Source organism: Streptomyces sp. JB150 (assembly GCF_011193355.1).
Classification (GTDB): domain Bacteria; phylum Actinomycetota; class Actinomycetes; order Streptomycetales; family Streptomycetaceae; genus Streptomyces.
This window is the reverse complement of record NZ_CP049780.1, coordinates 1,047,968-1,070,218: the sequence shown is the minus strand read 5'-3', so window position 1 is coordinate 1,070,218 and position 22,251 is coordinate 1,047,968. Positions and strand designations below refer to the sequence as shown.

At 73.7% G+C, this 22,251-nt stretch carries 24 protein-coding genes; 15 read left to right on the top strand and 9 right to left on the bottom strand.

Going from position 1 to position 22,251, the window contains the following annotated elements:
- Positions 1–71 precede the first annotated feature (71 nt).
- Positions 72–851 (top strand): type II CAAX endopeptidase family protein, encoded by a 780-nt coding sequence (locus tag G7Z13_RS05195; protein ID WP_240926464.1) that lies wholly within the window; start codon positions 72–74, stop codon positions 849–851.
- A 143-nt stretch (positions 852–994) separates the two neighbouring features.
- Here the strand turns inward: G7Z13_RS05195 and G7Z13_RS05190 are convergent, their stop codons facing one another.
- Positions 995–1,804 (bottom strand): PhzF family phenazine biosynthesis protein, encoded by an 810-nt coding sequence (locus G7Z13_RS05190; RefSeq protein ID WP_165996482.1) that lies wholly within the window; start codon positions 1,802–1,804, stop codon positions 995–997.
- A 214-nt stretch (positions 1,805–2,018) separates the two neighbouring features.
- On the opposite strand from G7Z13_RS05190, the gene G7Z13_RS05185 reads away from it, so the two are divergent.
- The 3 genes from G7Z13_RS05185 to G7Z13_RS05175 all read left to right on the top strand — a co-directional run bounded on the left by G7Z13_RS05185 (position 2,019) and on the right by G7Z13_RS05175 (position 4,491).
- On the top strand, positions 2,019–2,675 hold the full coding sequence (locus G7Z13_RS05185) for a PadR family transcriptional regulator (protein WP_165996480.1): 657 nt from the start codon (positions 2,019–2,021) through the stop codon (positions 2,673–2,675).
- 162 nt (positions 2,676–2,837) lie between these two features.
- Complete coding sequence (locus G7Z13_RS05180; protein ID WP_240926122.1) at positions 2,838–3,437, top strand: Clp protease N-terminal domain-containing protein; 600 nt, start codon at positions 2,838–2,840, stop codon at positions 3,435–3,437.
- 46 nt (positions 3,438–3,483) lie between these two features.
- The gene (locus G7Z13_RS05175) at positions 3,484–4,491 is read left to right on the top strand and encodes an EamA family transporter (protein ID WP_165996478.1); all 1,008 of its coding nucleotides are present in this window, start codon (positions 3,484–3,486) and stop codon (positions 4,489–4,491) included.
- A gap of 307 nt (positions 4,492–4,798) precedes the next feature.
- On the opposite strand, the gene G7Z13_RS05170 is transcribed toward G7Z13_RS05175, so the two are convergent.
- On the bottom strand, positions 4,799–5,482 hold the full coding sequence (locus G7Z13_RS05170) for a pyridoxamine 5'-phosphate oxidase family protein (RefSeq protein ID WP_165996476.1): 684 nt from the start codon (positions 5,480–5,482) through the stop codon (positions 4,799–4,801).
- A 36-nt stretch (positions 5,483–5,518) separates the two neighbouring features.
- On the opposite strand from G7Z13_RS05170, the gene G7Z13_RS05165 reads away from it, so the two are divergent.
- The gene (locus G7Z13_RS05165) at positions 5,519–6,856 is read left to right on the top strand and encodes an aminotransferase class I/II-fold pyridoxal phosphate-dependent enzyme (protein WP_165996474.1); all 1,338 of its coding nucleotides are present in this window, start codon (positions 5,519–5,521) and stop codon (positions 6,854–6,856) included.
- Between the two features lie 86 nt (positions 6,857–6,942).
- Here G7Z13_RS05165 and G7Z13_RS05160 read toward each other — a convergent pair whose 3' ends face one another.
- The gene (locus G7Z13_RS05160; protein ID WP_206313007.1) at positions 6,943–7,881 is read right to left on the bottom strand and encodes a DMT family transporter; all 939 of its coding nucleotides are present in this window, start codon (positions 7,879–7,881) and stop codon (positions 6,943–6,945) included.
- Positions 7,882–7,978: 97 nt separating this feature from the next.
- Between G7Z13_RS05160 and G7Z13_RS05155 the strand changes: the two genes are divergently transcribed.
- The gene (locus tag G7Z13_RS05155) at positions 7,979–8,920 is read left to right on the top strand and encodes a LysR family transcriptional regulator (RefSeq protein ID WP_165996472.1); all 942 of its coding nucleotides are present in this window, start codon (positions 7,979–7,981) and stop codon (positions 8,918–8,920) included.
- Here G7Z13_RS05155 and G7Z13_RS05150 read toward each other — a convergent pair.
- Entirely contained in the window at positions 8,907–9,341 is a 435-nt protein-coding gene (locus G7Z13_RS05150) for a Rieske (2Fe-2S) protein (RefSeq protein ID WP_165996470.1), read from the bottom strand. The genes G7Z13_RS05155 and G7Z13_RS05150 overlap by 14 nt on opposite strands.
- Positions 9,342–9,623: 282 nt before the next feature.
- Between G7Z13_RS05150 and G7Z13_RS05145 the strand changes: the two genes are divergently transcribed.
- On the top strand, positions 9,624–10,388 hold the full coding sequence (locus G7Z13_RS05145; RefSeq protein WP_165996468.1) for a HipA family kinase: 765 nt from the start codon (positions 9,624–9,626) through the stop codon (positions 10,386–10,388).
- Positions 10,385–10,801: a DUF3037 domain-containing protein gene (locus G7Z13_RS05140; protein WP_165996466.1), complete on the top strand. Its 417-nt coding sequence runs from the start codon at positions 10,385–10,387 to the stop codon at positions 10,799–10,801. The genes G7Z13_RS05145 and G7Z13_RS05140 overlap by 4 nt, the downstream gene beginning before the upstream one ends.
- Positions 10,802–10,881: 80 nt before the next feature.
- On the opposite strand, the gene G7Z13_RS05135 is transcribed toward G7Z13_RS05140, so the two are convergent.
- Positions 10,882–11,361: an excalibur calcium-binding protein gene (locus G7Z13_RS05135; protein ID WP_165996464.1), complete on the bottom strand. Its 480-nt coding sequence runs from the start codon at positions 11,359–11,361 to the stop codon at positions 10,882–10,884.
- Positions 11,362–11,611: 250 nt separating this feature from the next.
- Here G7Z13_RS05135 and fabG point away from each other — a divergent pair, with 250 nt between their 5' ends.
- From fabG to G7Z13_RS05110, 5 genes are all read left to right on the top strand, one after another.
- A complete protein-coding gene (gene fabG / locus G7Z13_RS05130; RefSeq protein WP_165996462.1) occupies positions 11,612–12,373 on the top strand; it encodes a 3-oxoacyl-ACP reductase FabG in 762 nt (253 codons plus the stop codon).
- Between the two features lie 12 nt (positions 12,374–12,385).
- Positions 12,386–13,138 (top strand): SDR family oxidoreductase, encoded by a 753-nt coding sequence (locus tag G7Z13_RS05125; protein WP_165996461.1) that lies wholly within the window; start codon positions 12,386–12,388, stop codon positions 13,136–13,138.
- Positions 13,139–13,458: 320 nt separating this feature from the next.
- Positions 13,459–15,039 carry an ABC transporter substrate-binding protein gene (locus G7Z13_RS05120; RefSeq protein WP_165996459.1) on the top strand — a complete coding sequence of 527 codons (1,581 nt, stop codon included), beginning with the start codon at positions 13,459–13,461 and terminating at the stop codon, positions 15,037–15,039.
- A gap of 89 nt (positions 15,040–15,128) precedes the next feature.
- On the top strand, positions 15,129–15,815 hold the full coding sequence (ung, locus tag G7Z13_RS05115) for a uracil-DNA glycosylase (RefSeq protein WP_165996458.1): 687 nt from the start codon (positions 15,129–15,131) through the stop codon (positions 15,813–15,815).
- A 330-nt stretch (positions 15,816–16,145) separates the two neighbouring features.
- Positions 16,146–16,682 (top strand): tetratricopeptide repeat protein, encoded by a 537-nt coding sequence (locus G7Z13_RS05110; RefSeq protein ID WP_166004629.1) that lies wholly within the window; start codon positions 16,146–16,148, stop codon positions 16,680–16,682.
- A gap of 42 nt (positions 16,683–16,724) precedes the next feature.
- Here the strand turns inward: G7Z13_RS05110 and G7Z13_RS05105 are convergent, their stop codons facing one another.
- Both G7Z13_RS05105 and G7Z13_RS05100 read right to left on the bottom strand, forming a co-directional pair.
- Positions 16,725–17,240 (bottom strand): hypothetical protein, encoded by a 516-nt coding sequence (locus G7Z13_RS05105; RefSeq protein WP_240926121.1) that lies wholly within the window; start codon positions 17,238–17,240, stop codon positions 16,725–16,727.
- Between the two features lie 130 nt (positions 17,241–17,370).
- Entirely contained in the window at positions 17,371–17,967 is a 597-nt protein-coding gene (locus G7Z13_RS05100; protein ID WP_165996454.1) for a TetR/AcrR family transcriptional regulator, read from the bottom strand.
- Positions 17,968–18,062: 95 nt separating this feature from the next.
- On the opposite strand from G7Z13_RS05100, the gene G7Z13_RS05095 reads away from it, so the two are divergent.
- Both G7Z13_RS05095 and G7Z13_RS05090 read left to right on the top strand, forming a co-directional pair.
- A complete protein-coding gene (locus G7Z13_RS05095) occupies positions 18,063–19,268 on the top strand; it encodes an FAD-dependent monooxygenase (RefSeq protein WP_165996452.1) in 1,206 nt (401 codons plus the stop codon).
- On the top strand, positions 19,265–20,179 hold the full coding sequence (locus G7Z13_RS05090) for a Gfo/Idh/MocA family oxidoreductase (protein ID WP_165996450.1): 915 nt from the start codon (positions 19,265–19,267) through the stop codon (positions 20,177–20,179). Before G7Z13_RS05095 ends, G7Z13_RS05090 begins: the two co-directional genes overlap by 4 nt.
- Here the strand turns inward: G7Z13_RS05090 and lnt are convergent.
- Entirely contained in the window at positions 20,094–21,656 is a 1,563-nt protein-coding gene (gene lnt / locus G7Z13_RS05085) for an apolipoprotein N-acyltransferase (protein WP_165996449.1), read from the bottom strand. The two genes, G7Z13_RS05090 and lnt, sit on opposite strands and share 86 nt — an antisense overlap.
- Positions 21,657–21,723: 67 nt before the next feature.
- Positions 21,724–22,209, bottom strand: coding sequence for a nuclear transport factor 2 family protein (locus G7Z13_RS05080; RefSeq protein WP_165996446.1), 486 nt, complete (start codon positions 22,207–22,209; stop codon positions 21,724–21,726).
- Positions 22,210–22,251 lie beyond the last annotated feature (42 nt).

Sequence of the window (22,251 nt, the reverse complement as noted above, 5' to 3'; positions counted from 1 at the left end):
CTCGGATCCGCCACGGCCGGAGGGCGGGCCGTGAGGCATCGGGAGGCAGGGTGCAGGGCGAGGCGGGTGCGGTGGCGGGGGCCTCGTCGGCGGAGCGGCCGCGGCGGCGGGTGCTGCGGGACGAGACGGTACTGGTGCTGGCCCTGTCACTGGGTGCCAGCGGAGTCTCCGCGCTGATCAGCTTCATCGGCTCGGTGACGCGGCCGGGCGGCCTCAAGGATCAGGCAGCCACCCTGAACGCCTCGGCCGCGCCCGGCCGCCCGTGGCTCGACCTGGCCTGGCAGCTGTTCGGCATCACGACCGCGCTGGTGCCCGTCGCCCTCGTCGCGCACTTCCTGCTGCGCGAGGGGGAGAGCCTGCGCACCCTCGGCTTCGACCGCACCCGGCCCTGGCCCGACCTCGGGCGCGGTGCGGCGATCGCCGCCGTGATCGGCAGTACGGGCATCGCCTTCTACCTCGCCGCGCGGGGCCTCGGTTTCAACCTGACCGTGGTGCCCGAGGCGCTGCCGGACGTGTGGTGGAAGTACCCGGTGCTGATCCTCTCGGCGGTGCAGAACGCCGTACTGGAAGAGGTCATCGTCGTCGGCTACCTGCTGCGCCGGCTGAGCCGGTTGGGGTGGTCGCCCGGGAGCGCGCTGATGGGCAGCGCGCTGCTGCGCGGCTCGTACCACCTCTATCAGGGGATCGGCGGGTTCATCGGGAACCTGGTGATGGGCGTCGTCTTCGTCCACCTGTACCGGCGCTGGGGGCGGGTGGGCCCCCTGGTGGTGGCGCACTCGCTGCTCGACATCGGGGCGTTCGTGGGCTACGCGCTGCTGGCGGGCAAGGTGGACTGGCTGCCGACCGCCTGAGCGGCGGTGGCCGGCTGCCTGCGCGGCTGCCGGCGATCGTCTTCGCGGATGTTGCCGACCGCTTGAGCGACGGTGGCCGACCGCCTGAGCTGCGGCCGCCGGTCAGGCGGTCGGCCACGGCGGCCGGCGCCGCTCGGTGTCGCTCAGGCGTGCAGGTCGCCCTCGATCACGGTGACCGCGTGGCCGCCGAGCAGGGTGCGGTCGCCGCGCAGTTCGACGTGGACCCGGCCGGAGCGCGGCGAGGCCTGCAGGCCGGTGAGGGCGGGGCGGCCGAGGCGCTCGGACCAGAACGGGGCCAGCGCGGTGTGGGCGCTGCCGGTCACCGGGTCCTCGTCGATGCCGAGGCTGGGGAAGAAGCAGCGGGAGACGAAGTCGTAGCCGCGGGACGGATCGTCTGCGCGGGCGGTCGCGATGACGCCGCGGCGGGAGTACGCGGCGAGCGCCCTGTGGTCGGGCTCCAGGGCGAGCACCGTCTTCTCGTCGGCGAGTTCGAGCAGCAGGTCGCCCACGTGCGGCCCGGTGTCGAAGGCGGCGCGCGGCTCGGCGCCCAGGGCGCCGGCGACCCCGTCCGGGATCTCGGCGGGGCTGAGCGGGGCGGTCGGGAAGTCCAGGGTGATCGAGCCGTCCTCGTGGGGAGTGGCGATCAGGACGCCGCTGCGGGTGGCGAAGCGCACTCGGCCTTCGTGGGCGCCGGTGGTGGCGAGCACATGGGCGGTTGCCAGGGTGGCGTGGCCGCACAGGTCGACCTCGGCGACCGGGGTGAACCAGCGCAGTGCCCAGTCGGCCTCCCCGCCCTCGGGCAGGCGGTGCGCGAAGGCCGTCTCCGCGTGGTTGACCTCCATGGCCACGTTCTGCAGCCAGGCGTCGTCCGGGAAGGTGTCGAGGAGCAGCACTCCGGCCGGGTTGCCGGCGAAGGGGCGGTCGGTGAAGGCGTCGACGATTCGAATGCGCATGGTGGTGACGCTAGGGGCCGGTGGAGCCGCGGACCAAGGCCAATCGGGGAGTGCTGGACCGATTTGCGCGGGACCGCATCGGGCGGAGGGCTTGTCGTGCCGGCTCGGGGGTTGTCGTACCGACTGTACCGATATATCGTTGAAGCATCGCGAACGATACGCGACAGATCAGAGAATGATCATGAGGGATCGACGATTGAATGGAGTGATCGCCATGCGTACCCACGAATTCGAGCGTGGACACGGTGGTCCCGGCCGTCACGGCCGAGGTGGTTTCGGAGGTTTCGGTGGATTCGGTGCCGGGCTCGGTGGCGGGTCCGAGGGGCGGCGCGCCGCCTTCGGTCCCTTCGGGCCGGGTGGCCCCGGTTTCGGCGGGCCGGGCTTCGGTGCGGGCCCCTGGGGTCCGCGAGGGCGCGGGGGACCGCGCGGCAGGGCACGGCGAGGTGACGTACGCGCCTCGATCCTGGCCCTGCTGAAGGACCGGCCGATGCACGGCTACGAGATGATCCAGGAGATCGCCGAGCGCAGCGGCGGCGCGTGGAAGCCGAGCCCCGGCTCGGTCTACCCCACCCTGCAGCTGCTGGAGGACGAGGGCTTGATCTCCAGTGAGACCGAGGGCGGCAAGAAGCTGTTCTCGCTCACCGAGGCGGGCCGCGCGGCGGCCGAGGAGGGCCCCGACGCCCCCTGGGAAGAGGCCTCGCGCGGGATCGACTGGGAGGCGCTGAACGACGTCCGCCAGGCCGGGATCGGTCTGATGGAGGCCTTCTCCCAGGTCTGGAAGACCGGCACGCCCGAGCAGCGCGAGAAGGCGCTGGGGGTCGTCAACGACGCCCGCAAGAAGCTGTATCTGATCCTCGCCGACGAGGACTGACCTCCCGGCGCACGGCAAGGCGGCGCGCGCCCCTGGAACGGATACGGCGTGATCTCATCCGTAGGGAGGAGATGCCGGCCGGTGATGTCCGCTCTGTGTGGGACGCACAAATGCATCCCGCCGAGGATGTCCCGATCCCCGGCGACTGATGGGGTGGGGGATGTGCGACCCCGTAATCTCCGGCGGCCCGGCCACGACCAGGGCACCCACCACGTGGACGACGATGCCGGCTTCGGCGCCGAGCTGGCCTCGGTGCTCACCGCTGCCCGCCGCCGGGCCGTGCGGGACGGGGACCGGCAGACCGACACCGCGCATCTGCTCCACTCGCTGCTGGAGTACGACCCCGAGGTGCGCGCCCTCCTCGACGGCGGGCCGCAGCTCGCCCGGCTCCTCGGCTATCTGGTGCAGCGCAGCATCGGCTACGGCCTGCGCTGGCAGGGCAGTGTCGAGGACTCCGGCGCCGCGCCCGCGGTCCCCGGCCCGGCCGGCTGGTCGCCGGTCGCCGTGGCGGCGCTGGCGCACGCCTGCGGGCGGGCCGTGGGGCGCGGTGACGGCCGGGCGTGCGGGACCGATCTCCTCGCGGGGATCGTCGCCGATCCCGGGGCGCGGGCGGTCGAGGTGCTGCGGCGGGCCGGGGTGGACGTGGTGGGGCTGCGGGCGCGGCTCGACGACCGGCCCGTGGGTGACCGGCCGACGGGTGACCGGCCGATGGACGACCGGCCGGTGGGTGGGCCCGACGGCGCGCCCGCGTCCAGCGGTTGAGACAGGTGTCATCGAGGGTGACGCTCATGTCATCGCCTGCCATCATGTGCCGGTGCACACGTCTGAGAGCAGTCACGGCAGCCGCGGGAGGGGCCTCGGGCTCGGTCTCGCGCTCGTCTCGGCCGTCGCGTTCGGCGGGTCCGGAGTCGCGGCCAAGCCGCTGATCGAGGCCGGACTCGAGCCGCTGCACGTGGTGTGGCTCCGCGTGGCCGGCGCCGCCCTGGTGATGCTGCCGCTCGCCGTGCGGCACCGGGCACTGCTGCGCCGCCGCCCCGCGTTGCTCGCGGGTTTCGGACTGCTCGCCGTGGCAGGCGTCCAGGCCTGCTACTTTGCCGCGATCTCCCGCATCCCGGTCGGGGTCGCGCTGCTCGTGGAGTACCTGGCGCCGGCTCTCGTCCTCGGCTGGGTGCGGTTCGTGCAGCGGCGGCCGGTCACCCGGGCCGCCGCGCTCGGGGTGGTGCTCGCGGTCGGCGGGCTGGCCTGTGTCGTGGAGGTGTGGGCGGGGCTCGGCTTCGACGCGCTCGGCCTGCTGCTCGCGCTCGGCGCCGCCTGCTGCCAGGTCGGCTACTTCGTCCTGTCCGACCAGGGCAGCGACTCCGGAGAGGACGCGCCCGACCCGCTCGGCGTCATCGCCTACGGCCTGCTCGTCGGCGCCGCCGTGCTGACCGTCGTGGCGCGGCCCTGGGGCATGGACTGGTCGGTGCTGAGCGGCACCGCGCGCATGGACGGCACCCCGGTCGCGGCCTGGGTGCTGCTCGGCTGGATCGTGCTCGTCGCCACGGTCGTCGCCTACGTCACCGGTGTGGTGGCCGTCCGGCGGCTGTCTCCGCCGGTCGCGGGTGTCGTGGCCTGCCTTGAGGCGGTCGTCGCGACCGTGCTGGCCTGGGTCCTGCTCGGTGAGCACCTGTCCGCCCCGCAGCTGGCCGGCGGTGCGATGGTGCTGGCGGGCGCGTTCATCGCGCAGTCCTCGGCGCCCGCGAAGAGCGGCCCGCAGCCGGTGGCGAGCGGCGGGCCGGAGGCGGAGCGGGAGCCGTCCGCGCAAAGGACTGTCTGACGCCGGGGCGTCCGCGCGGAGGACTGTCTGGCGCCGGGACACTCGAGCGGGGCTTCGGCTCGCATCTGACCGTCCGCGCAGAAATCCGGCCGGCACCTGATCGTCCGCGCGGACTTCGGCTCGCACCCGGCCGTCCGTGCGTCCGCCTGCGGCTGCCGTACCGTCCACCCCGCGGCTGCCGTACTGCACGCCCAGCGCGCCCTCGGCCGGTGAGCCGCCCCTGCCGGACCGCTTCCCACCCGGCGTGGAACCGCACCCAGTCGGGAGATCGATTCCGCTCGGCGTCCACCGCCCCCTCCCAGCCGCGTCACAGCGCCGCGAGGTACTCCGGCAGTGGTGTGCCCGGGGTCAGGGCGGGGTCGCCGACCGGGGTGTCGTAGCCCTTGCGGAGGGGGACGACACCCGCCCAGTGCGGGAGGGTGAGGTCCTCGGGCTCGTCGTTCACTCCGCCGGTGCGCAGCTTGGCGGAGACCTCGTCGAGGTCGAGGCGGATGACGGCGGTGGCGGCGAGTTCCTTCCTGTTGGCGGGGCGGGAGTCGGCCGCCCGGCCCGGCACCACGTGGTTCACGAGGGCGTCCAGGGCTTCGCGCTTCTCGTCCGCGTCGGTCACGTCGTGGGCGATGCCGTGCACCACCACCGAGCGGTAGTTGATCGAGTGGTGGAACGCCGAGCGGGCGAGGATGAGCGCGTCGACATGGGTGACCGTGAGACAGACGGGAAGGCCCGGGTCGGCCTTGCCGGTCATCCTCAGCGGACGCGAACCGGTGGAGCCGTGCACGTAGAGCCGCTCGCCGACGCGGCCGTAGAGCGTGGGGAGCACCACCGGGGCGCCGTCGCGGACGAAGCCGAGGTGGCAGACGTAGCCCTCGTCGAGTATCGCGTGCACCAACTCCCTGTCGTACGAGGCGCGGTCGGCGGAGCGCGTGGGGACGGTGCGGTCGGTGGGGGTGTAGGCGGCGGGCGGTGACGGCGTCTGCTGGGTCCCCTGCATTGGCGCTCTCCATTGCACTAGTGCATAATCGGCTTTGTGCTAGGAGAATATCCGATCAGGGGGCGGCGCGCAGCGGAGATTTCCGCGAGCGTCGAGGAGGCGGTGGCGAAGGGTGACCTGCAACCGGGTCAACTGCTGCCGCCCATGCGAGAGTTGGCGCGACGCCTCGGGGTGAACCCGAACACCGTCGCGGCCGCGTACCGCATCCTGCGCGAACGCGGGGTCATCGAGACCGACGGCCGTCGCGGCAGCCGGGTGCGGGCCGCGCCGGCCACGACCGGACGGGAGTACATCCGGGTGGAGGTGCCGGAAGGCGTGCGCGACGTGGCCGCCGGCAACCCCGACCCGGCGCTGCTGCCCCCGCTGGCGGCGGCGTTCGCCGCGGCGGCCGCGCACAGCGACCGGCAGCCGGTGCTCTACGACGAGGCGGCGGTGGAGCCGGAGCTGGAGCGGATCGCCCGCGCCGACCTGGACGCCGACGGCGTGCCGGGCGGCCCCGTCGCGGTCACCTCCGGGTCCCTCGACGCCACCGAGCGCGTCCTCGCCGCCCATCTGAAGCCGGGCGACACGGTCGCCGTCGAGGACCCCGGCTGGGGCAGCCTGCTCGACCTCGTCCCGGCGCTCGGGCTGCGCACGCTGCCCGTCGGGGTGGACGACGACGGGCCGCTCCCCGACGGCGTCCGCGCCGCCCTCGCCGCGGGCGCCCGCGCCCTGATCGTGACCGACCGGGCCCAGAACCCCACGGGTGCCGCGGTGTCCGCCACCCGCGCGCGTGCTCTGCGGTCCGTGCTCCGGCAGCACCCGGAGACCCTGCTGATCGAGGACGACCACGGGTACCGGATCGTCGACCTCCCCCTGCACCCCCTGGCCGGCACCACCCGCCACTGGGCCATGGTGCGCTCGGTCGCCAAGGCCTACGGCCCCGACCTGCGGCTCGCCGTGCTCACCGGGGACCCGGTCACCGTCGACCGGGTGCGCGGCCGGCAGCGGCTCGGGCCCGGCTGGGTCAGCCGGATCACCCAGCGGGCGGTGGTGCGGCTGTGGACCGACGGCGCGGTGGACGCGCGCGCGGTGGCGGCGGCGTACGGGCGGCGCCGGGACGCCCTCGTCGACGCCCTCGCGGACCGCGGCATCACCGCGCACGGACGCAGCGGCATGAACGTGTGGATCCCGGTCCCCGACGAGACCGGTGCCGTCGCCCGCCTCCTGCACGCGGGCTGGGCGGTCGCCCCCGGCGCCCGCTTCCGGATCGGCGCGCCGCCCGGCATCCGGATCACCGTCTCCGGGCTCACCGAGGCCGAGACCGGCGCGCTGGCCGAGGCCGTCGCGGCGGCGGTGGCAGTGGCGCCGGGAGCCGTACGCGGCTACGCGTGAGCCCGCGCGGCGCCACCGCCACCACCGGCGCAGCAGTGGCAGTGGCAGTGGCAGCGACCGCTCCGGGACCGCCGCCACCGCCACGACTACGACCGCTCCCCGCGCCGCACCTGGGTCAGCGCCGCGCCCGCCAGCACGATCACCGCGCCCACCGGCGTCGACCACGTCAGCGACTCACCGAGCAGCAGCACACCGGCCGCCGTGGCGATGACGGGGATGAAGTAGGTGACCATCTGGGCGGTGGTCGGACCGACCTCGGCGACCAGCCCGTACTGGAGCAGGACGGCGAAGCCGGTGCCGAGGGCGCCCAGCGCGGCGACGGCCAGCAGCGGAGCGACCGGGAACGTGGCCGGCAGCGTGGTGAACAGCGGCGTGACGACGGCCAGTTGGACGGTGGCGAGCAGCAGCTGGGCGCCGGTCAGCGACAGGTGCGAGTGGGAGCAACCGGCGAGCGTACGGCGGACGTAGATCCAGCCGACCGGATAGCTGAGCGAGGCCAGCAGGGCCATCGCCGTGCCGCCGGCGTCGAGACCGGCGAAACCCTGCCAGGCGCCGAGCACGGTGAGGACGCCGAGGAAGCCGAGACCGAGCCCGGCGACCCGCACCCGGGTCGGGCGGTCCTCGGAGAGCGCGACCAGCGAGAGGGCCATGCCCCACAGCGGTGAGGTGGCGTTGCAGATGCCGGCGAGCGTGGACGGGATCGTCAGCTCGGCGTAGGCGAAGAGCGAGAACGGCAGCGCGTTCAGCAGGAAGGCGGCCACCGTGAGGTGGGCCCAGGTGCGGGCGCCCCGCGGCAGCCGCTCCCGCCTCACGGCCATCGCCGCCGCCAGCACCGCCGTACCGAACGCCAGCCGCCCGAGCGTGACCTGGAACGGCGCGTAGCGCTCGGTGCCCACCTTGATGAGCAGGAAGCTGAAGCCCCAGATCAGTGACAGCACGGCGAAGCGGACCCGCCAGTCGACGGTGCGGCGAGGGCGGGGGAGGGCGGCGGACGGGGTGCGGGTGGCGGAGGCGGCGGTGGTCATGGTGCCCACCTTGCCGGTGTGGATCTCGTAGCACAATCGAGAATTCACACGCGATATCTCGTAGCGCTGCTTAAGCGTCGGATCGTACGATCGCGGGATGCTGAACCTGGACCGACTGCGCACCCTGGACGCGCTCGCCCGCCACGGATCGGTGAGCGGCGCCGCCGAGGGACTGCACATCACGACCTCGGCCGTCTCCCAGCAACTGGCCAAGCTGGAGCGGGAGGTGGGGCAGCGGCTGCTCGTCCGGCACGGCCGCGGCGTCCGGCTCACCGACGCGGGCCGGCTGCTCGCCGAGCACGCCGCGCGGATCCTCACCCAGGTGGCCATCGCCCAGTCCGACCTGGAGGCCCAGCGCGGCCAGGTGGCCGGCGAACTGCGGCTGTCGGCGTTCCCCACCGCCGCGCGCGGCCTGTTCCCCACCGCGCTCGCCGCGCTGCGCGCCGAACACCCGGCGCTGCGGCTGCGCTCGTGCGAACTGGAACCCGAGCGCGGCATCCGCGGGGTGGTCCGCGGCGATCTCGACCTCGCGGTCGTCCTCGACTGGTACAACAAGCCGATGCCGCTGCCCGACGGCCTGGTCAAGGCGGCGATCCTGGACGATCCCGCCGACGTGGCCCTGCCGGTCGGCCATCGGCTCGCCGGGCGGGACGAGGTGGACCTCGCGGAGTTCGCCGGTGACGAGTGGATCACCTGGGGCGAGGGCGAGTTCTGCCACGAGTGGCTGATGTTCACCCTGCGCTCCAAGGGCATCGAGCCGATCATCGGCCACCGCGCCGCCGAGACGCACACCCAGCTGGGGCTGGTCGCTGCCGGGCTCGGGGTGTGCGTGGTGCCGCTGCTGGGCCGCCACCCGCTGCCGCCCGGGGTCGTCGCCCTGCCGCTGAGGCAGCGGGTGCGGCGCCACGTCTACGTCGTCTGGCGCGCCGACGCCGACCGCCGGCCGTCGATCCGGGCGGCGGTACGGGCGCTGCGGGCGGCGGGGGAGCGGGTCGGCACGGAGGTGGCGCCCGCGGCGCCCGGGGTCACGTCAGCTTGATCTCCTCGCCCTCCACGGTGATCCCGGCCGGCGGCAGGGGCTTGGTCGCCGGACCCTTCTTGACGCTGCCGTCGGTGGCCGAGAAGTGGCTGTCGTGACAAGGGCAGATGATCAGTCCGTCCCGGATGTCCTTCACCGCGCACCCCTGGTGGGTGCACTTCGAGGAGAACGCCTTGAAGTCGCCCGCCGTCGGCTGGGTGACCACCACGCCCGCGTCGGCGAACACCTTGCCGCCGCCCTCGGGGATCTCGGAGGTCGCGCCCAGCACGCTGCCGGACGAGGCATCTGCGCCGCCCCCGTCCCCGTCGCCGGCACCCGACCCGCACGCGGCCAGCGCGGCGGTGAGACCCGCCGCTCCGGCCGCCGCCATGACGGTGCGACGGGCCGGGCCCGACCCGGGGTGAAGCGATTCCGTGGCCATGCTGAGGTTTCCTTCCGCTGACTGCGCGTGCTGTCGGTCTGTTCGTGCTGTGGTCTGCTCGAGCCGTCGGTCTGCTCTTGCTGGGGTGTACTCGTGCTGTGGTGCGCTCTTGCCGGGGTGTACTCGTGCTGTGGTGCGCCGTCTGGTGTCCACCAGTACGGCCGGCGCGCGGCTCCGGTTCAGCCGCCGCGCGGTTCTTCACCCGATAGGGGCGCCGCCCGCTCCGGTCCGCAGCGAACCGCCCCGGTCGGGTGCCGCCCGACGCCCCAGTAACCTGGGGCGATGCTCAAGGAAGTCATCGCGACCCGTTACATCACGCCGCTGCGTGAGGGCGGCTCGCTGCCGGGACTCGTCGAGGCCGACGACTTCGGGACGTACGTCCTCAAGTTCACCGGAGCGGGGCAGGGACGCAAGACCCTGGTCGCGGAAGTGGTGTGCGGGGAACTCGCCCGCCGCCTCGGCCTGCGCACCCCCCGGCTGGTCACCGTCGACCTCGATCCCGACCTCGGGCTCGGCGAGCCCGACCAGCAGGTGCAGGAGCTGCTGAAGTCCAGCGGCGGCACCAACCTCGGCATGGACTTCCTCTCCGGCGCGCTCGGCTTCGACCCGCTCGCCTTCCCGGTCGGCCCCGAGGAAGCCGGGCGGATCGTCTGGTTCGACGCACTGGTGAACAACGTCGACCGCTCCTGGCGCAACCCCAACCTGCTGATGTGGCGGGGCGAACTGTGGCTCATCGACCACGGCGCCACCATGATCTGGCACCACAACTGGCCGTCCGCGCAGATCTCCGCCGCCCGCCCCTACGACGCCTCCGACCACGCCCTGCGGACCTTCGCCCCGGACGTCCGGGCCGCCGCCGCGGACCTCGCGCCGCGCGTCACCGAGGAACTGCTCGCCGAGGTCACGGCCCAGATCCCGGACGCCTGGCTGGCGGACGAGCCCGGCTTCGACTCGCCGGACGACCTGAGAAGGGCGTACGCCAGGCCGCTGCTCGAGCGCGCCGCCGTCGTCCACGACCGCGTCACCGGAATCGAGGGAACCACGTGACCGAGCGCCACATCATCCGGGCCGGCCGGCGCGACGACCGGGAAGTTTTCGAGTACGCGCTGCTGCGGGTCGTCCCGCGCGTCGAGCGCGGCGAGTGCATCAACGCGGGCGTGCTCGTCTACTGCCGCGCCAAGGGCTACGTCGGCGCCCGCACCCACCTCGACGAGGCGCGGCTGCTGGCCCTCGACCCGCGGGCCGACGTGGCCGGGGTGCGGGCCGCGCTGCGCGCCGTCGAGAGCGTGTGCGGCGGCGGCGAGGCGGCGGGCCAGGCCGCGGGCGACGACCCGGGGCGCCGCTTCCGCTGGCTGATCGCCCCCCGCTCGACGATCGTCCAGCCCGGACCGGTGCACACGGGGCTCACCACGGATCCGGCCGCGGAGGCGGAGCGGTTGCTGGAGCTGCTGGTGCGGTGAGGGGCCCGCGGGCGGGCCGGGCGTGTGGCCGCGCCGGGGGCGCCTGCGAGGGGCGGGCGGCCGCTGAAGGCCCGGCCAGGTCAGTTTCTGCGGCGCCGGACCACGTAGGCGGTGGTGAGCGCGGCGCCCGCGACGAAGGCCGCGCCGACGGCCAGGTCCCAGGTGCCCGGACCGGTCTGCGACGCACCGCCCAGCCCGCCCCGCACGCCGCGCGGCGTCTGCGTGGCGGTGGCCACCGGAGCGGCCGGCGTGGTCACGGGGGCCGGGGCGAGGGAGGTCGCCGTGACGGCGGGGGTCGCGGTCCGCCGGGGCGCGAAGGTGGAGGAGGTGAGGCCACCGCCGCGGCGCGGCAGCACCTCGCAGGCGACGCCGTCGTCGGCGCCCTGGTCCTCGTCCAGACCGTGCGGGTCGCGGGGATCGGAGTCGTAGACGCTCTGCGCGTCCTCCTGGTAGGCGAAGTGACGGCAGTCGAGGTCGTCCTGGGCGTGGGCGGGGCCTGCCAGCGGCATGGTCGCGGCGATCGCGAGGACTATGCCGGCGGCGCCGGTGTGACGGCGCATGGAGCGCCTCCTTTCCGGGCACGGATGGCTCGGCCTCCGACGCTAGGTGCCGTGCTGCCGGCGGGCGCGCGGCAGTAGGCCGAACGGATGTCCCCGGGCCGGACCGCCGGGTGATGGATCACACGCGCCCGTGGGGCGTTGACACCGCGTGCCAGGGCTTCTAGCGTCACGTCTGCTGAAGGTACTAAGCGGTCGCTCACTGGATGGGCGTACCGCGGGAGCCGCATCCCTAGGGCGAGGAGAAGCAGCAATGTCCACCACTGAGCAGCGGGTCGCGGTCGTCACCGGCGCCGCGCGCGGCATCGGCGCCGCCACCGCCGTACGACTGGCCGCCGAGGGCCGCGCGGTCGCCGTGATCGACCTCGACGAGGCCGCCTGCAAGGACACCGTGGAGAAGATCACCGCGGCGGGCGGCAAGGCGATCGCGGTCGGCTGTGACGTCTCGGACGAGGCGCAGGTCGAGGCGGCCGTCGCGCGGATCGCCGACGAGCTGGGCGCCCCGACGATCCTCGTCAACAACGCGGGTGTGCTCCGCGACAACCTGCTGTTCAAGATGAGCGTCTCCGACTGGGACACCGTCATGAACGTGCACCTCAAGGGTTCGTTCCTGATGACCCGGGCGGTCCAGAAGCACATGGTCGACGCCGGCTTCGGACGGATCGTCAATCTCTCCTCGTCCTCCGCGCTCGGCAACCGCGGCCAGGCCAACTACTCCGCCGCCAAGGCCGGTCTCCAGGGCTTCACCAAGACCCTCGCCAAGGAGCTGGGCAAGTTCGGCATCACCGCCAACGCCGTCGCCCCCGGCTTCATCGCCACCGACATGACCGCCGCCACCGCCGAGCGGGTCGGCATGGGCTTCGAGGACTTCAAGGCCGCCGCCGCCTCGATGATCCCCGTGCAGCGCGTCGGTGAGCCGGACGACATCGCCAACGCCGTCGCCTTCTTCACCGGCGAGGCGGCCGGCTTCGTCTCCGGCCAGGTGCTGTACGTTGCCGGCGGACCGCTCGACTAGGGAACACGAACCATGACTGAACTCTCGGGCAAGGTCGCGCTCATCACGGGCGCCAGCCGGGGCATCGGCTACGGCATCGCGGAAGCACTGGTCGCCCGCGGCGACCGGGTCTGCATCACCGGACGGGGCGAGGACGCCCTGAAGGAGGCCGTCGAGAAGCTCGGCGCCGACCGGGTGATCGGCGTGGCCGGCAAGGCCCACGACGAGGCCCACCAGGCGCGCGCCGTGGAGCGCACCATGGAGGCCTTCGGCCGGGTCGACTACCTGGTCAACAACGCCGGCACCAACCCGGTGTTCGGCCCGATCGCCGATCTCGACCTCGATGTCGCCCGCAAGGTCTTCGAGACCAACGTGGTCTCGGCGCTCGGCTTCGCCCAGCGCACCTGGCACGCCTGGCAGAAGGACAACGGCGGCGCGATCGTCAACATCGCCTCCGTCGCGGGCCTCGCGCCCTCGCCCTTCATCGGCGCCTACGGCATCAGCAAGGCCGCGATGATCAACCTGACGGTGCAGCTGGCGCACGAGTTCGCGCCCGGCGTCCGGGTCAACGCGATCGCCCCGGCCGTGGTCAAGACCAAGTTCGCCCAGGCTCTGTACGAGGGCCGCGAGGAGGAGGCGGCCGCGGCCTACCCGCTGAAGCGGCTCGGCGTGCCGTCCGACATCGGCGGCGCCGCCGCGTTCCTCACCTCCGAGCAGGCGGACTGGATCACCGGCCAGACCCTGGTCGTGGACGGCGGCGTCTTCCTGAACTCGGGTGTCGCCTGATCTGTCCGGTTGTCCGCTTGTCCGGCTGTCCGGCTGTCCGGCTGTGCGACCGCCGCGGTGGGCCGACCCCCGCGGCGGCCCGGCGTCCGGGGGCCCGACGCACGGGCGCCGCCTTCCGCGTCGATACGGTTTCGTGCCCCGCGCGTGACGCGATCGATGTTGACGAAACGGCGCCCGTGTCGGCGTGCCGGCACGGTCCGGGCCCTGACAACGTCGTCATGCAAAAGGTGATCGACTACCTTTCGCACGGACGGTCCACACGGCGTGTTGCTGCGGTAGTGTCTGCCGACATTTGGTATGGCAGATCGAGGAGCGTGCGCGTGTTCAACCGGAACCGATGCCTGCGGCAAGTGGCGGCGATCGCTTCCATATCCCTGGTGACCGGCTGCGGCCTGTTCTCCGACAGCGGGGAGGCCGACGAGAGCCCGATCGTCGTGGGGACCACCAGCGCGCCCACCACCCTGGATCCCGCCGCGTCCTGGGACGGCTCCTGGGAGCTGTTCCGGAACGTCTACCAGACGCTGCTCAGCTACCCCAACGGCTCGACCACGCCCCAGCCCGACGCCGCGGAGAGCTGCGAGTTCACCGACACCGCGAACCGGGTCTACCGCTGTGAGCTGCGTGAGGGGCTGAAGTTCTCCGACGGCAGCGCGCTCGACGCCAAGGCCGTCAAGCACTCGATCGACCGCATCCTGACCATCAAGGCGCCGTCCGGGCCCGCCGGGCTGCTGGGCAGCCTGAACCGGGTGCAGGCGCGCGGCGAGCGGGAGGTCGTCTTCCACCTGAAGACCTCCGACGCCACCTTCCCGTTCGTCCTCGCCACCCCGGCGATGTCCATCGTCCCGCCGGGCAGCTACCCGGCCGACGCGCTGCGCGAGGGCGACGACATCGTCGGCTCCGGGCCGTACAAGCTCCAGTCGTACCAGGAGAACGACCACGCGGAGCTGGTCACCAACGATCACTACGAGGGGTACGCCGAGCGCCGCAACGACGCGGTGACCATCCGGTACTTCCAGGACTCGAGCGCCATGGTGAAGGCCCTCAAGGCGCAGGAGATCGACCTGACCTACCGCGGTCTCGCCGCCGACGACATCGTCGACCTGCAGAGCAAGGACCCCGACGAGCCGCTGCAGCTGGTCGAGGGCGCCGGCATCGACATCAGCTACCTGGTGTTCAACCCCAGCGACCGGTGGGCCGGCAAGGCCGCCGTGCGCAGGGCCGTCGCGCAGCTCGTGGACCGGGCGACCATCGCCCACAAGATCTACAAGAACACCGTGGAGCCGCTGTACTCCATGGTCCCCAACGGCATCACCGGCCACTCCACCGGCTACTTCGACGACTACGGCGACCCCGACGCCGACAAGGCCCGCGCGATCCTCACCGAGGCGGGCATCACCGAGCCGGTCCCGCTCACGTTCTGGTACACCACCGACCGCTACGGCTCCGAGACCGCGGTGCTCTTCCAGGAGCTGAAGCGCCAGCTGGAGGCGTCCGGGCTGTTCGAGATCACCCTGAAGAGCCGGCCCTGGAAGACGTACGTCGAGGGCTACCAGAAGGGCGAGTACCCGGTGTTCGGGCGCGGCTGGTTCCCCGACTTCCCCGACGCCGACAACTACATCGCGCCGTTCGTCGGCAAGGAGAACGCCCTCGGTACGCCCTACCCGGCGCCCGAGATCACCGGTGACCTGCTGCCCCGCTCCCGCCGGGAGACCGACCGCGGGCAGGTGGAGCGGGAGTTCGAGGCGGCCCAGCAGATCCTCGTCGACGACGCGCGGCTGCTGCCGCTGTGGCAGGGCAAGCAGTACATCGCGGCCAGCGAGGAGATCTCCGGCGGCGAGCGGGCGCTCGACCCGTCGACGATCATGCTGATGTGGGAGCTGGACCGGAAGACCAGCTGGTGACGGCTCCCGCGCGGGGCGTTGTCAGTGGTCGCCTGTAGGTTCTGAGACCTACAGACCGGCAAGCGACCGCAGACCGTAAGGAAGTTGACGTGACCGACATCGCCATGCTGCCCGAGTCCTGGCGCGGGGTCCTGGGCGACGAACTCCAGAAGCCCTATTTCAAGGAGCTGACGGAGTTCGTCGAGGAGGAGCGGGCGAAGGGTCCCGTCTACCCGCCGCGGGAGGAGGTCTTCGCCGCGCTCGACGCCACGCCGTTCGAGCGGGTGAAGGTGCTCATCCTCGGCCAGGACCCGTACCACGGCGAGGGCCAGGGACACGGTCTGTGCTTCTCCGTCCGCCCCGGCGTGAAGACCCCGCCGTCGCTGCGGAACATCTACAAGGAGATGCAGGAGGAGCTGGGCCTGCCCGTCCCGGACAACGGCTACCTCATGCCGTGGGCCCGGCAGGGCGTGTTGCTGCTGAACGCGGTCCTCACGGTCCGCGCGGGCGAGGCCAACTCGCACAAGGGCAAGGGCTGGGAGAAGTTCACGGACGCGGTGATCCGCGCGGTGGCCGAGCGCCCGGACCCGGCGGTCTTCGTACTGTGGGGGAACTACGCCCAGAAGAAGCTGCCCCTGATCGACGAGACCCGGCACGTGGTGGTGAAGGGCGCCCACCCCTCCCCGCTGTCCGCGAAGAAGTTCTTCGGCTCGCGCCCCTTCACCCAGATCAACGAGGCCGTCGCCCGCCAGGGCCACGAGCCCATCGACTGGCGCATCCCCAACCTGGGCGCCTGACAGGTCCCGCCCGAGGGGCCGGCTCCGCTCCGCGCTCGCGGACGGGCCGGCCCTTCGCCGTTCGGGCGGCCGGTCCTTCGCGGTCGGGGGCGGGCCGGTCCTTCGACCGCTGGGGCGGTCGGTCCTTCGGCCTCGCGGTCGGCCGGCCCTTCGGCGCCGCGGCGGGCCGGCCTTGCGTCGTCGTGGGGGCGGAGCCCGCGGGTGTCCGGCCGTCGCGACGACGCGCGTGCGGTCCGTCCCGCCGTACCGGAGCCGCCTGGTCCGGAATGTCGGTGGGGGCGGTTAGCGTCGGGAGGGACGGGATCGACGGTGAGCGGGCGGAGGGGTGTGGTGATGGAGCGGCAGGAGCAGGCGGTGCCGGACGCGGTGATGGGCCGGATCGGGCAGGTCGTGATGCTGCATCACGCGGGGGACCGGGAAGAGGCGCGGCTGAGATTCCTCCAGCTCTGGGCGGAGATCGGGGAGCACGGGGATCCGCTGCACCGCTGCACGCTGGCGCACTACCTGGCCGACACCCAGGACGACCCCTCGGACGAGCTGGCCTGGGACCTGCGCGCCCTGACGGCCGCGGAGGAGCTGAGCGACGACCGCCTCGCCGCCCACCACGGCACGCTCGCCGTGCGGGCCCTCTACCCCTCCCTCCACCTCAACCTGGCCGCCGACTACGTCAAGCTCGGCCACCACGACGCCGCCCGCACCCACCTGCGCCGCGCCCGCGGCGCGGTCGACGCCCTCGCCGACGACAGCTACGGCGACGGGGTGCGGGCGGCGATCGGCCGGCTGGAGCTGACCCTCGCCGACGCCGGCCCGGAGACCGAGCCTCCGGGCGGCGGACCGTGGGGGCCGCCGCCGCAGCACCGGCCCTGAGCCGGGGCGGCGCACGGGCGGCTGGGGCGGGAGCCCTTTCGTTCAGCGGCCGTACGTGTTGTCGCAGATCGTCGACTCCGGGCTGCCCGGCTGCCAGCCGCCGTACGTGCGGCCGAGGGCGCAGACGTGCGCCGGACCCTGCGGGATGTGCTTGCCGAGGTCCGGGACGGCCGGGACGTTCGTCCGGGGCGGCTTCGCGGTGCGGGGCTCCCGGTGCTGCGGGTGGTGCGGGTGCTGGGGCCGCTGCCGTTCGGGCCGGGGCCCGGTCCGGGGTGCGGCGGTCGGCGCGGTCGGCGCGGAGGCGGTCGCGGGTGCCGTGGGGGAGTGCTGCTCGGCGGCGGAGGTGGTCCGGCGCGGGGACGGCCCGACGCGGTCCAGGGCTTCCCGGGCCGGCGCCTGCACGACCTGCGGTGCGGCCCGTCCGCTCGGTTCCGCCGCCGGTGGTGGGGACGGCGCGGCCGACGGTCCGGGCGCGGGCGTCCGGACCGTCGTACAGCCGGAGAGGGCCGACACGGCCACGGTGACCAGGAGGGCTGCGGTGGTCGTCGTTCGATGCACCCTCGCCACAATGGCGGGTCCGGCGTGTCCGGGACACGAGGGGGAAGCGGTCGTTACGCCGTAGAGGTGATCTCCGAACCCGTGCGGGGGGTTCCCGTGTCGTGGGGCTGACGTCCGGCCCGGCCTCCGCTCAGACGCCCAGCATCGCGCCCAGCAGTTCCCGCAGCCCCGCCCGTACCTCGTCCAGGGAGGGGACCCGGTCGTTGAACGAGCCCGCCGCGCAGGAGAACATCAGCCCGTCCGCCCAGGCGACCAGGGACAGGACGTGCCGCTCGGGGGAGGTGGACCCCATCGCCGTGACGAGCGCCGAGAGCTGGTCGCGGAACCGGGCGCCCGTCGCGTCGTAGGAGGCGCGCAGTCCGGGGCGGCGGGTGGCCTCCAGGGCGAGTTCGTAGCGGGCGATCAGCAGGTCGCGGTGGTCGGTCAGGGAGCGGTGCACCGCCAGGGACAGCCCGTCCACGACGGAGTCGAGTCCGCCTCGCGGGTCCGGCATCTCGTTCAGGGCGAGGATCCGCGCCTCCCGGTCCGCGTGCCGGCGCACCGCCAGCTCCAGCAGCGCCTGCCGGGTGCGCGCCACGTTCGACGTCGAACCCTGCGGCAGTCCGGCCGCCTCGTCGACCGCCCGGTGGGTCAGTCCGCGCATCCCGCGCTCGGCGAGCAGGGCGAGGGCGGTGTCGGCGACGAGGTCGGCACGTGAGCGGGCGTCCCGGGCGGTGTGTACGGACATGGCGATCAATCTACCGCCCCGCTTCCTCATCTCACTACGGCCGTAGTACAGTCGGACCGAGTCGGGCACTACACATGTAGTCACAAGGAGGAGCCATGGCACAGCCCGCGCGCGCCGTCGTCATCGGCGGTGGCATCGGCGGCCTCACCGCGGCCGTGGCCCTGCACCGCGGCGGCCACGCCGTCACCGTCCTGGAACGGGCCCACTCGCTGGAGCCCGTCGGCGCCGCCATCTCCCTGGCGCCCAACGCCCTGCGCGCACTGGACGTCATCGGCCTCGGTGACACCGTCCGCGACCTGTCCGCCTGGCAGGGCGACGGCGGACTGCGCACCCCGTCCGGCCGCTGGCTCTCCCGCTCCAGTGCCGCCGCGGCCGAGCGGCGCTTCGGCGGCCCCCTGGTGCTCCTGCACCGCGCCACCCTCATCGACCATCTCGCGGCGCTGCTCCCCGAGGGCGTGATCCGCACGGCCTGCCCGGCCGGGCTCGCCGACCCCGGCGACGCCCACCGCCCCGCCCGCGTCACCACCCCCGACGGCGAGCTGGAGGCCGACCTGGTGGTGGCCGCCGACGGCGTCCGCTCCGCCGTACGCGGCGCCCTCTTCCCCGAGCACCCCGGCCCCGCCTACTCCGGCTTCACCACCTGGCGCGTCGTCATCCCGGTGCCCGGCGTGCGGTTCGCGTCCCACGAGACCTGGGGCCGCGGCCGCATCTGGGGCACGCATCCCCTCAAGGACGGCCGGGTGTACGCGTACGCCGCCGCCGTCACCCCCGCCGGCGGAGGCGCCGCCGACGAGCGGGCCGACCTCCTGCGCCGCTACGGCGACTGGCACGACCCGATCCCGGCCGTCCTCGCCGCCGCCCGCCCCGAGGACGTCCTGCGCCACGACGTGTACCACCTCGCCGAGCCGCTGCCCGCCTACCACCGCGGCCGGGTCGCCCTCCTCGGCGACGCCGCCCACGCCATGCCGCCCACCCTCGGCCAGGGCGGCAACCAGGCCGTCGAGGACGCCGTCGTCCTCGCCCACCACGCCCGGGACCTGCCCGCCTACACCGCCGCCCGCCTGCCCCGGACGACGGCGATCGCCCGCCAGGCCGTCAGGATCGCCCGGCTCAACATGACCGGCAGCCGCGCGCTCGCCGCCGTACGGAACACCGCGCTCGCCACCCTCTCCCTGGCCGCCCCCGCGCTCGTCCTGCGCGGCTTCGACGGGATCGCCGACTGGCGGCCTCCGCAGCCCCCGTATGCTTCCACCGGAACCAACGGGGCGGACGCGGGCACCGCGGCAGGGGAGCAGACGTGAAGGTCGGTTGCATCGGGCTCGGAGACATCGCGCAGAAGGCGTACCTGCCGGTGCTCGGGTTCCTGCCCGGGGTCGAACTGCACCTCCAGACCCGTACGCCCGCCACCCTCGACCGGGTCGCCGACAGCTTGCACCTGCCCGCCCGGCAGCGCCACGCCGACCTCGACGCGCTCCTCGCCCAGGGCCTCGACGCGGCCTTTGTGCACGCGCCCACCGCCGTCCACCCGGAGATCGTCACCCGGCTGCTGGAGGCGGGCGTACCGACGTACGTCGACAAGCCGCTCGCCTACCGACTGGCCGACTCCGAACGGCTCGTCGCGCTCGCCGAGGAGCGCGGGGTGAGCCTCGCCGTCGGCTTCAACCGCCGGCACGCGCCCGCCTACGCGCAGTGCGCGGACCATCCGCGCGAGCTGATCCTCATGCAGAAGAACCGCGTCGGGCTGCCGGAAGAGCCGCGGTCGATGATCCTCGACGACTTCATCCACGTCGTGGACACCCTGCGCTTCCTGGTGCCGGGGCCGGTCGACGACGTCACCGTGCGGTTCAGGGCCGAAGCCGGACTGCTCCACCACGTGGTGCTCCAGCTCGCCGGGGACGGCTTCACCGCGCTCGGCGTGATGAACCGGCTCAGCGGCTCCAACGAGGAGATCCTCGAGGTGTCCGGGCAGGACACCAAGCGGCAGGTGACCAACCTCGCCGAGGTGATCGACCACAAGGGGCAGCCGACCGTGCGGCGGCGCGGCGACTGGGTGCCGGTCGCCCGGCAGCGCGGCATCGAGCAGGCCGTCCTCGCCTTCCTCGACGCCGTCCGCGCGGGCAGGGTGCTCAGCGCCCGGGACGCGCTGGCGACGCACGAACTGTGCGAGCGGGTGGTACGCGCGGTGCAGGAGCGCTCCGGCCCGGCCGTCTGACCGCCCCCTCGGCGACCGCCCACCCCGTCAGCACCAGCAGCGCCCCGTACACCGGCCAGGCGCCGAAGCGGGCGTACGGCGTCGTCCCGGCGGCCAGCGGCACCGCGTAGACCTCGGCGGTGCTCTCGTCCGTGCCCAGCCAGGAGCCGATCCGCTGCCCCTCGGGACCGTGCACCGCGGAGATCCCGGTCAGCGTCGCGTGCACCATCGGGCGGCCGGTCTCCGCGGCGCGCAGCGCGGCCAGCGACCCGTGCTGCGCGGGCGCCCAGCTCTGCTGGAAGGTCGAGGTCGCCGACTGGGCGATCAGCACGTCCGCCCCGGAGCGGGCGAGGCTGCGGCTCATGTCGGGGAACGCCGACTCGAAGCACACCATCGGCCCCACCCGCAGACCGCCGCCGACGTCCATCACCACCTGCCGGGTGCCGCGCCGCCGGTCCTCGCCGGCCGCCTCGCCGACCGACGTGGCCCAGCCGAGCAGCGACCGCGCGGGGATGTACTCACCGAACGGCACCAGCCGCATCTTGTCGTACCGGTCGCCGGTCACCCCGCCGGGACCGACCAGGACCGAACTCTTGTAGATGCCGGGCCGGTCCGAGCGCCGGGCGTCTACGTTGACCAGAACCGGCGTGTCCGTCAGACGGGCGAGGTCCGCCAGCCGCCGCGCCAGGTCGCGCCGGGTCGTCAGATCGAAGCCGACGCTGCTCTCGCCCCACACGATCAGATCCAGGTCCTGGCCGGCCAGCTGCCGGGTCAGCCGCTCCTGCCGGTCGAACCGCTTGCCGGGGCCGTCGATCACCCCCGGCTGCACGACCGCGATCCGCACCTCGCCGCGCACCTCCGGGCGCGGCGCCCACGACCAGGCCGTCGCCGTGACCGCCGCCGCGGCCAGCAGCCCGGCCACCGCCGGCACCCGTGCGGCACGCACCGCGATCAGCACCGCGACGGCCGTGTTGACGGCCACCACCAGGAAGCTCAGCAGCCACACCCCGCCCACCGAGGCCAGCCGCAGCGCCGGTTCCACGCGCCACTGACTGGCGCCCAGCATCCCCCAGGGGCCCCCGAGTCCCTGCCAGGAGCGCACCAGCTCCACCGCCAGCCAGGCCGACGGCAGCACGGCCAGGGCGGCCGCGACCCGGCCCGGCGTGGGAGCGCCGCCCAGGAAGCGGCGCACCAGCCATCCCCACGGCGCCCACAGCGCGCCGAGCAGCGCCGCGATGACGAACGTGAACACATGCAGGTTCGGCAGCAGCCAGTGGTGCACCGCCAGCATGAACCCGCACCCGCCCCACCAGCCGTCGTGCAGCGCCCGCCGGCCGGTCGGCGCGGTCCGGGCCAGCAGGATCCACGGCACCAGCGCGACAAGGCCCAACCACCACAGGGACGGGCCGGGAAACGCGAACACCGGCAGCGCGCCCGCCGCCGCGGCGAGGACGGAACGCCGCCACGGGGAGACGAGCCACTGACCGAACGTCTTCATACGGCGCCTCCCTGCTCGTGGGTCCAGTGTGCGCGCTGCGGACGATCTAGGTACAGAGGGCACCGGCTCAGCTGGTCCCCGCCGCCCGTTCGCGCCCCGGGGACCGGCGCCACTTCTCCCGCGCGATCACCTCGCGCAGCCGCCACCCGTCGACCGTGCGCAGCAGACCGAAGGAGTACCGGCCGCCGCAGAACAGCTCGGCCGGCCCGGACGCGCCGCCGGGGGCGGCCGAGCCCAGCGGAGTGACGTAGTCGGCCTGCACGCGCGCCGTGTCGCCCGTGTCGCGCTCCAGGATCCCGAACCGCACCCGGCGGTTGACGATCAGATGCTGCCGCTCCGGAAACGCCCCCAGGCTCTCGGCGAGCCAGGCGGCGACCGTCCGCGCCTCGCCCTCGATCCCGCCGGCCGAGCGGTAGTCCGCCCGGCCGTCCGGGGTGAACAGTTCTCGGTACGCCTGCCAGTCGCCGTCGTCCACGGCCACGGCGTAGTCGGTGATCAGTCCGTCCACCGCCAGCCGGTCCATCACGGTCGCGAGCTCCGCGCGCTGCGTCATCGGCTCAGTGTTGGCCACGGGACCGGTCCCGCCAAGAGGGCA

Excerpts from the sequence above, each read along its gene's own strand:
- G7Z13_RS05080 (WP_165996446.1), bottom strand. The coding sequence starts at position 22,209 with ATGACGCAGCGCGCGGAGCTCGCGACCGTGATGGACCGGCTGGCGGTG.
- G7Z13_RS05150 (WP_165996470.1), bottom strand. The coding sequence starts at position 9,341 with ATGGCCACGGAATCGCTTCACCCCGGGTCGGGCCCGGCCCGTCGCACC.
- G7Z13_RS05190 (WP_165996482.1), bottom strand. The coding sequence starts at position 1,804 with ATGCGCATTCGAATCGTCGACGCCTTCACCGACCGCCCCTTCGCCGGC.
- G7Z13_RS05155 (WP_165996472.1), top strand. The coding sequence starts at position 7,979 with ATGCTGAACCTGGACCGACTGCGCACCCTGGACGCGCTCGCCCGCCAC.
- G7Z13_RS05100 (WP_165996454.1), bottom strand. The coding sequence starts at position 17,967 with ATGTCCGTACACACCGCCCGGGACGCCCGCTCACGTGCCGACCTCGTC.
- G7Z13_RS05125 (WP_165996461.1), top strand. The coding sequence starts at position 12,386 with ATGACTGAACTCTCGGGCAAGGTCGCGCTCATCACGGGCGCCAGCCGG.
- G7Z13_RS05160 (WP_206313007.1), bottom strand. The coding sequence starts at position 7,881 with ATGACCACCGCCGCCTCCGCCACCCGCACCCCGTCCGCCGCCCTCCCC.
- G7Z13_RS05185 (WP_165996480.1), top strand. The coding sequence starts at position 2,019 with ATGCGTACCCACGAATTCGAGCGTGGACACGGTGGTCCCGGCCGTCAC.
- fabG (WP_165996462.1), top strand. The coding sequence starts at position 11,612 with ATGTCCACCACTGAGCAGCGGGTCGCGGTCGTCACCGGCGCCGCGCGC.
- lnt (WP_165996449.1), bottom strand. The coding sequence starts at position 21,656 with ATGAAGACGTTCGGTCAGTGGCTCGTCTCCCCGTGGCGGCGTTCCGTC.
- G7Z13_RS05145 (WP_165996468.1), top strand. The coding sequence starts at position 9,624 with ATGCTCAAGGAAGTCATCGCGACCCGTTACATCACGCCGCTGCGTGAG.
- G7Z13_RS05135 (WP_165996464.1), bottom strand. The coding sequence starts at position 11,361 with ATGCGCCGTCACACCGGCGCCGCCGGCATAGTCCTCGCGATCGCCGCG.
- G7Z13_RS05095 (WP_165996452.1), top strand. The coding sequence starts at position 18,063 with ATGGCACAGCCCGCGCGCGCCGTCGTCATCGGCGGTGGCATCGGCGGC.
- G7Z13_RS05170 (WP_165996476.1), bottom strand. The coding sequence starts at position 5,482 with ATGCAGGGGACCCAGCAGACGCCGTCACCGCCCGCCGCCTACACCCCC.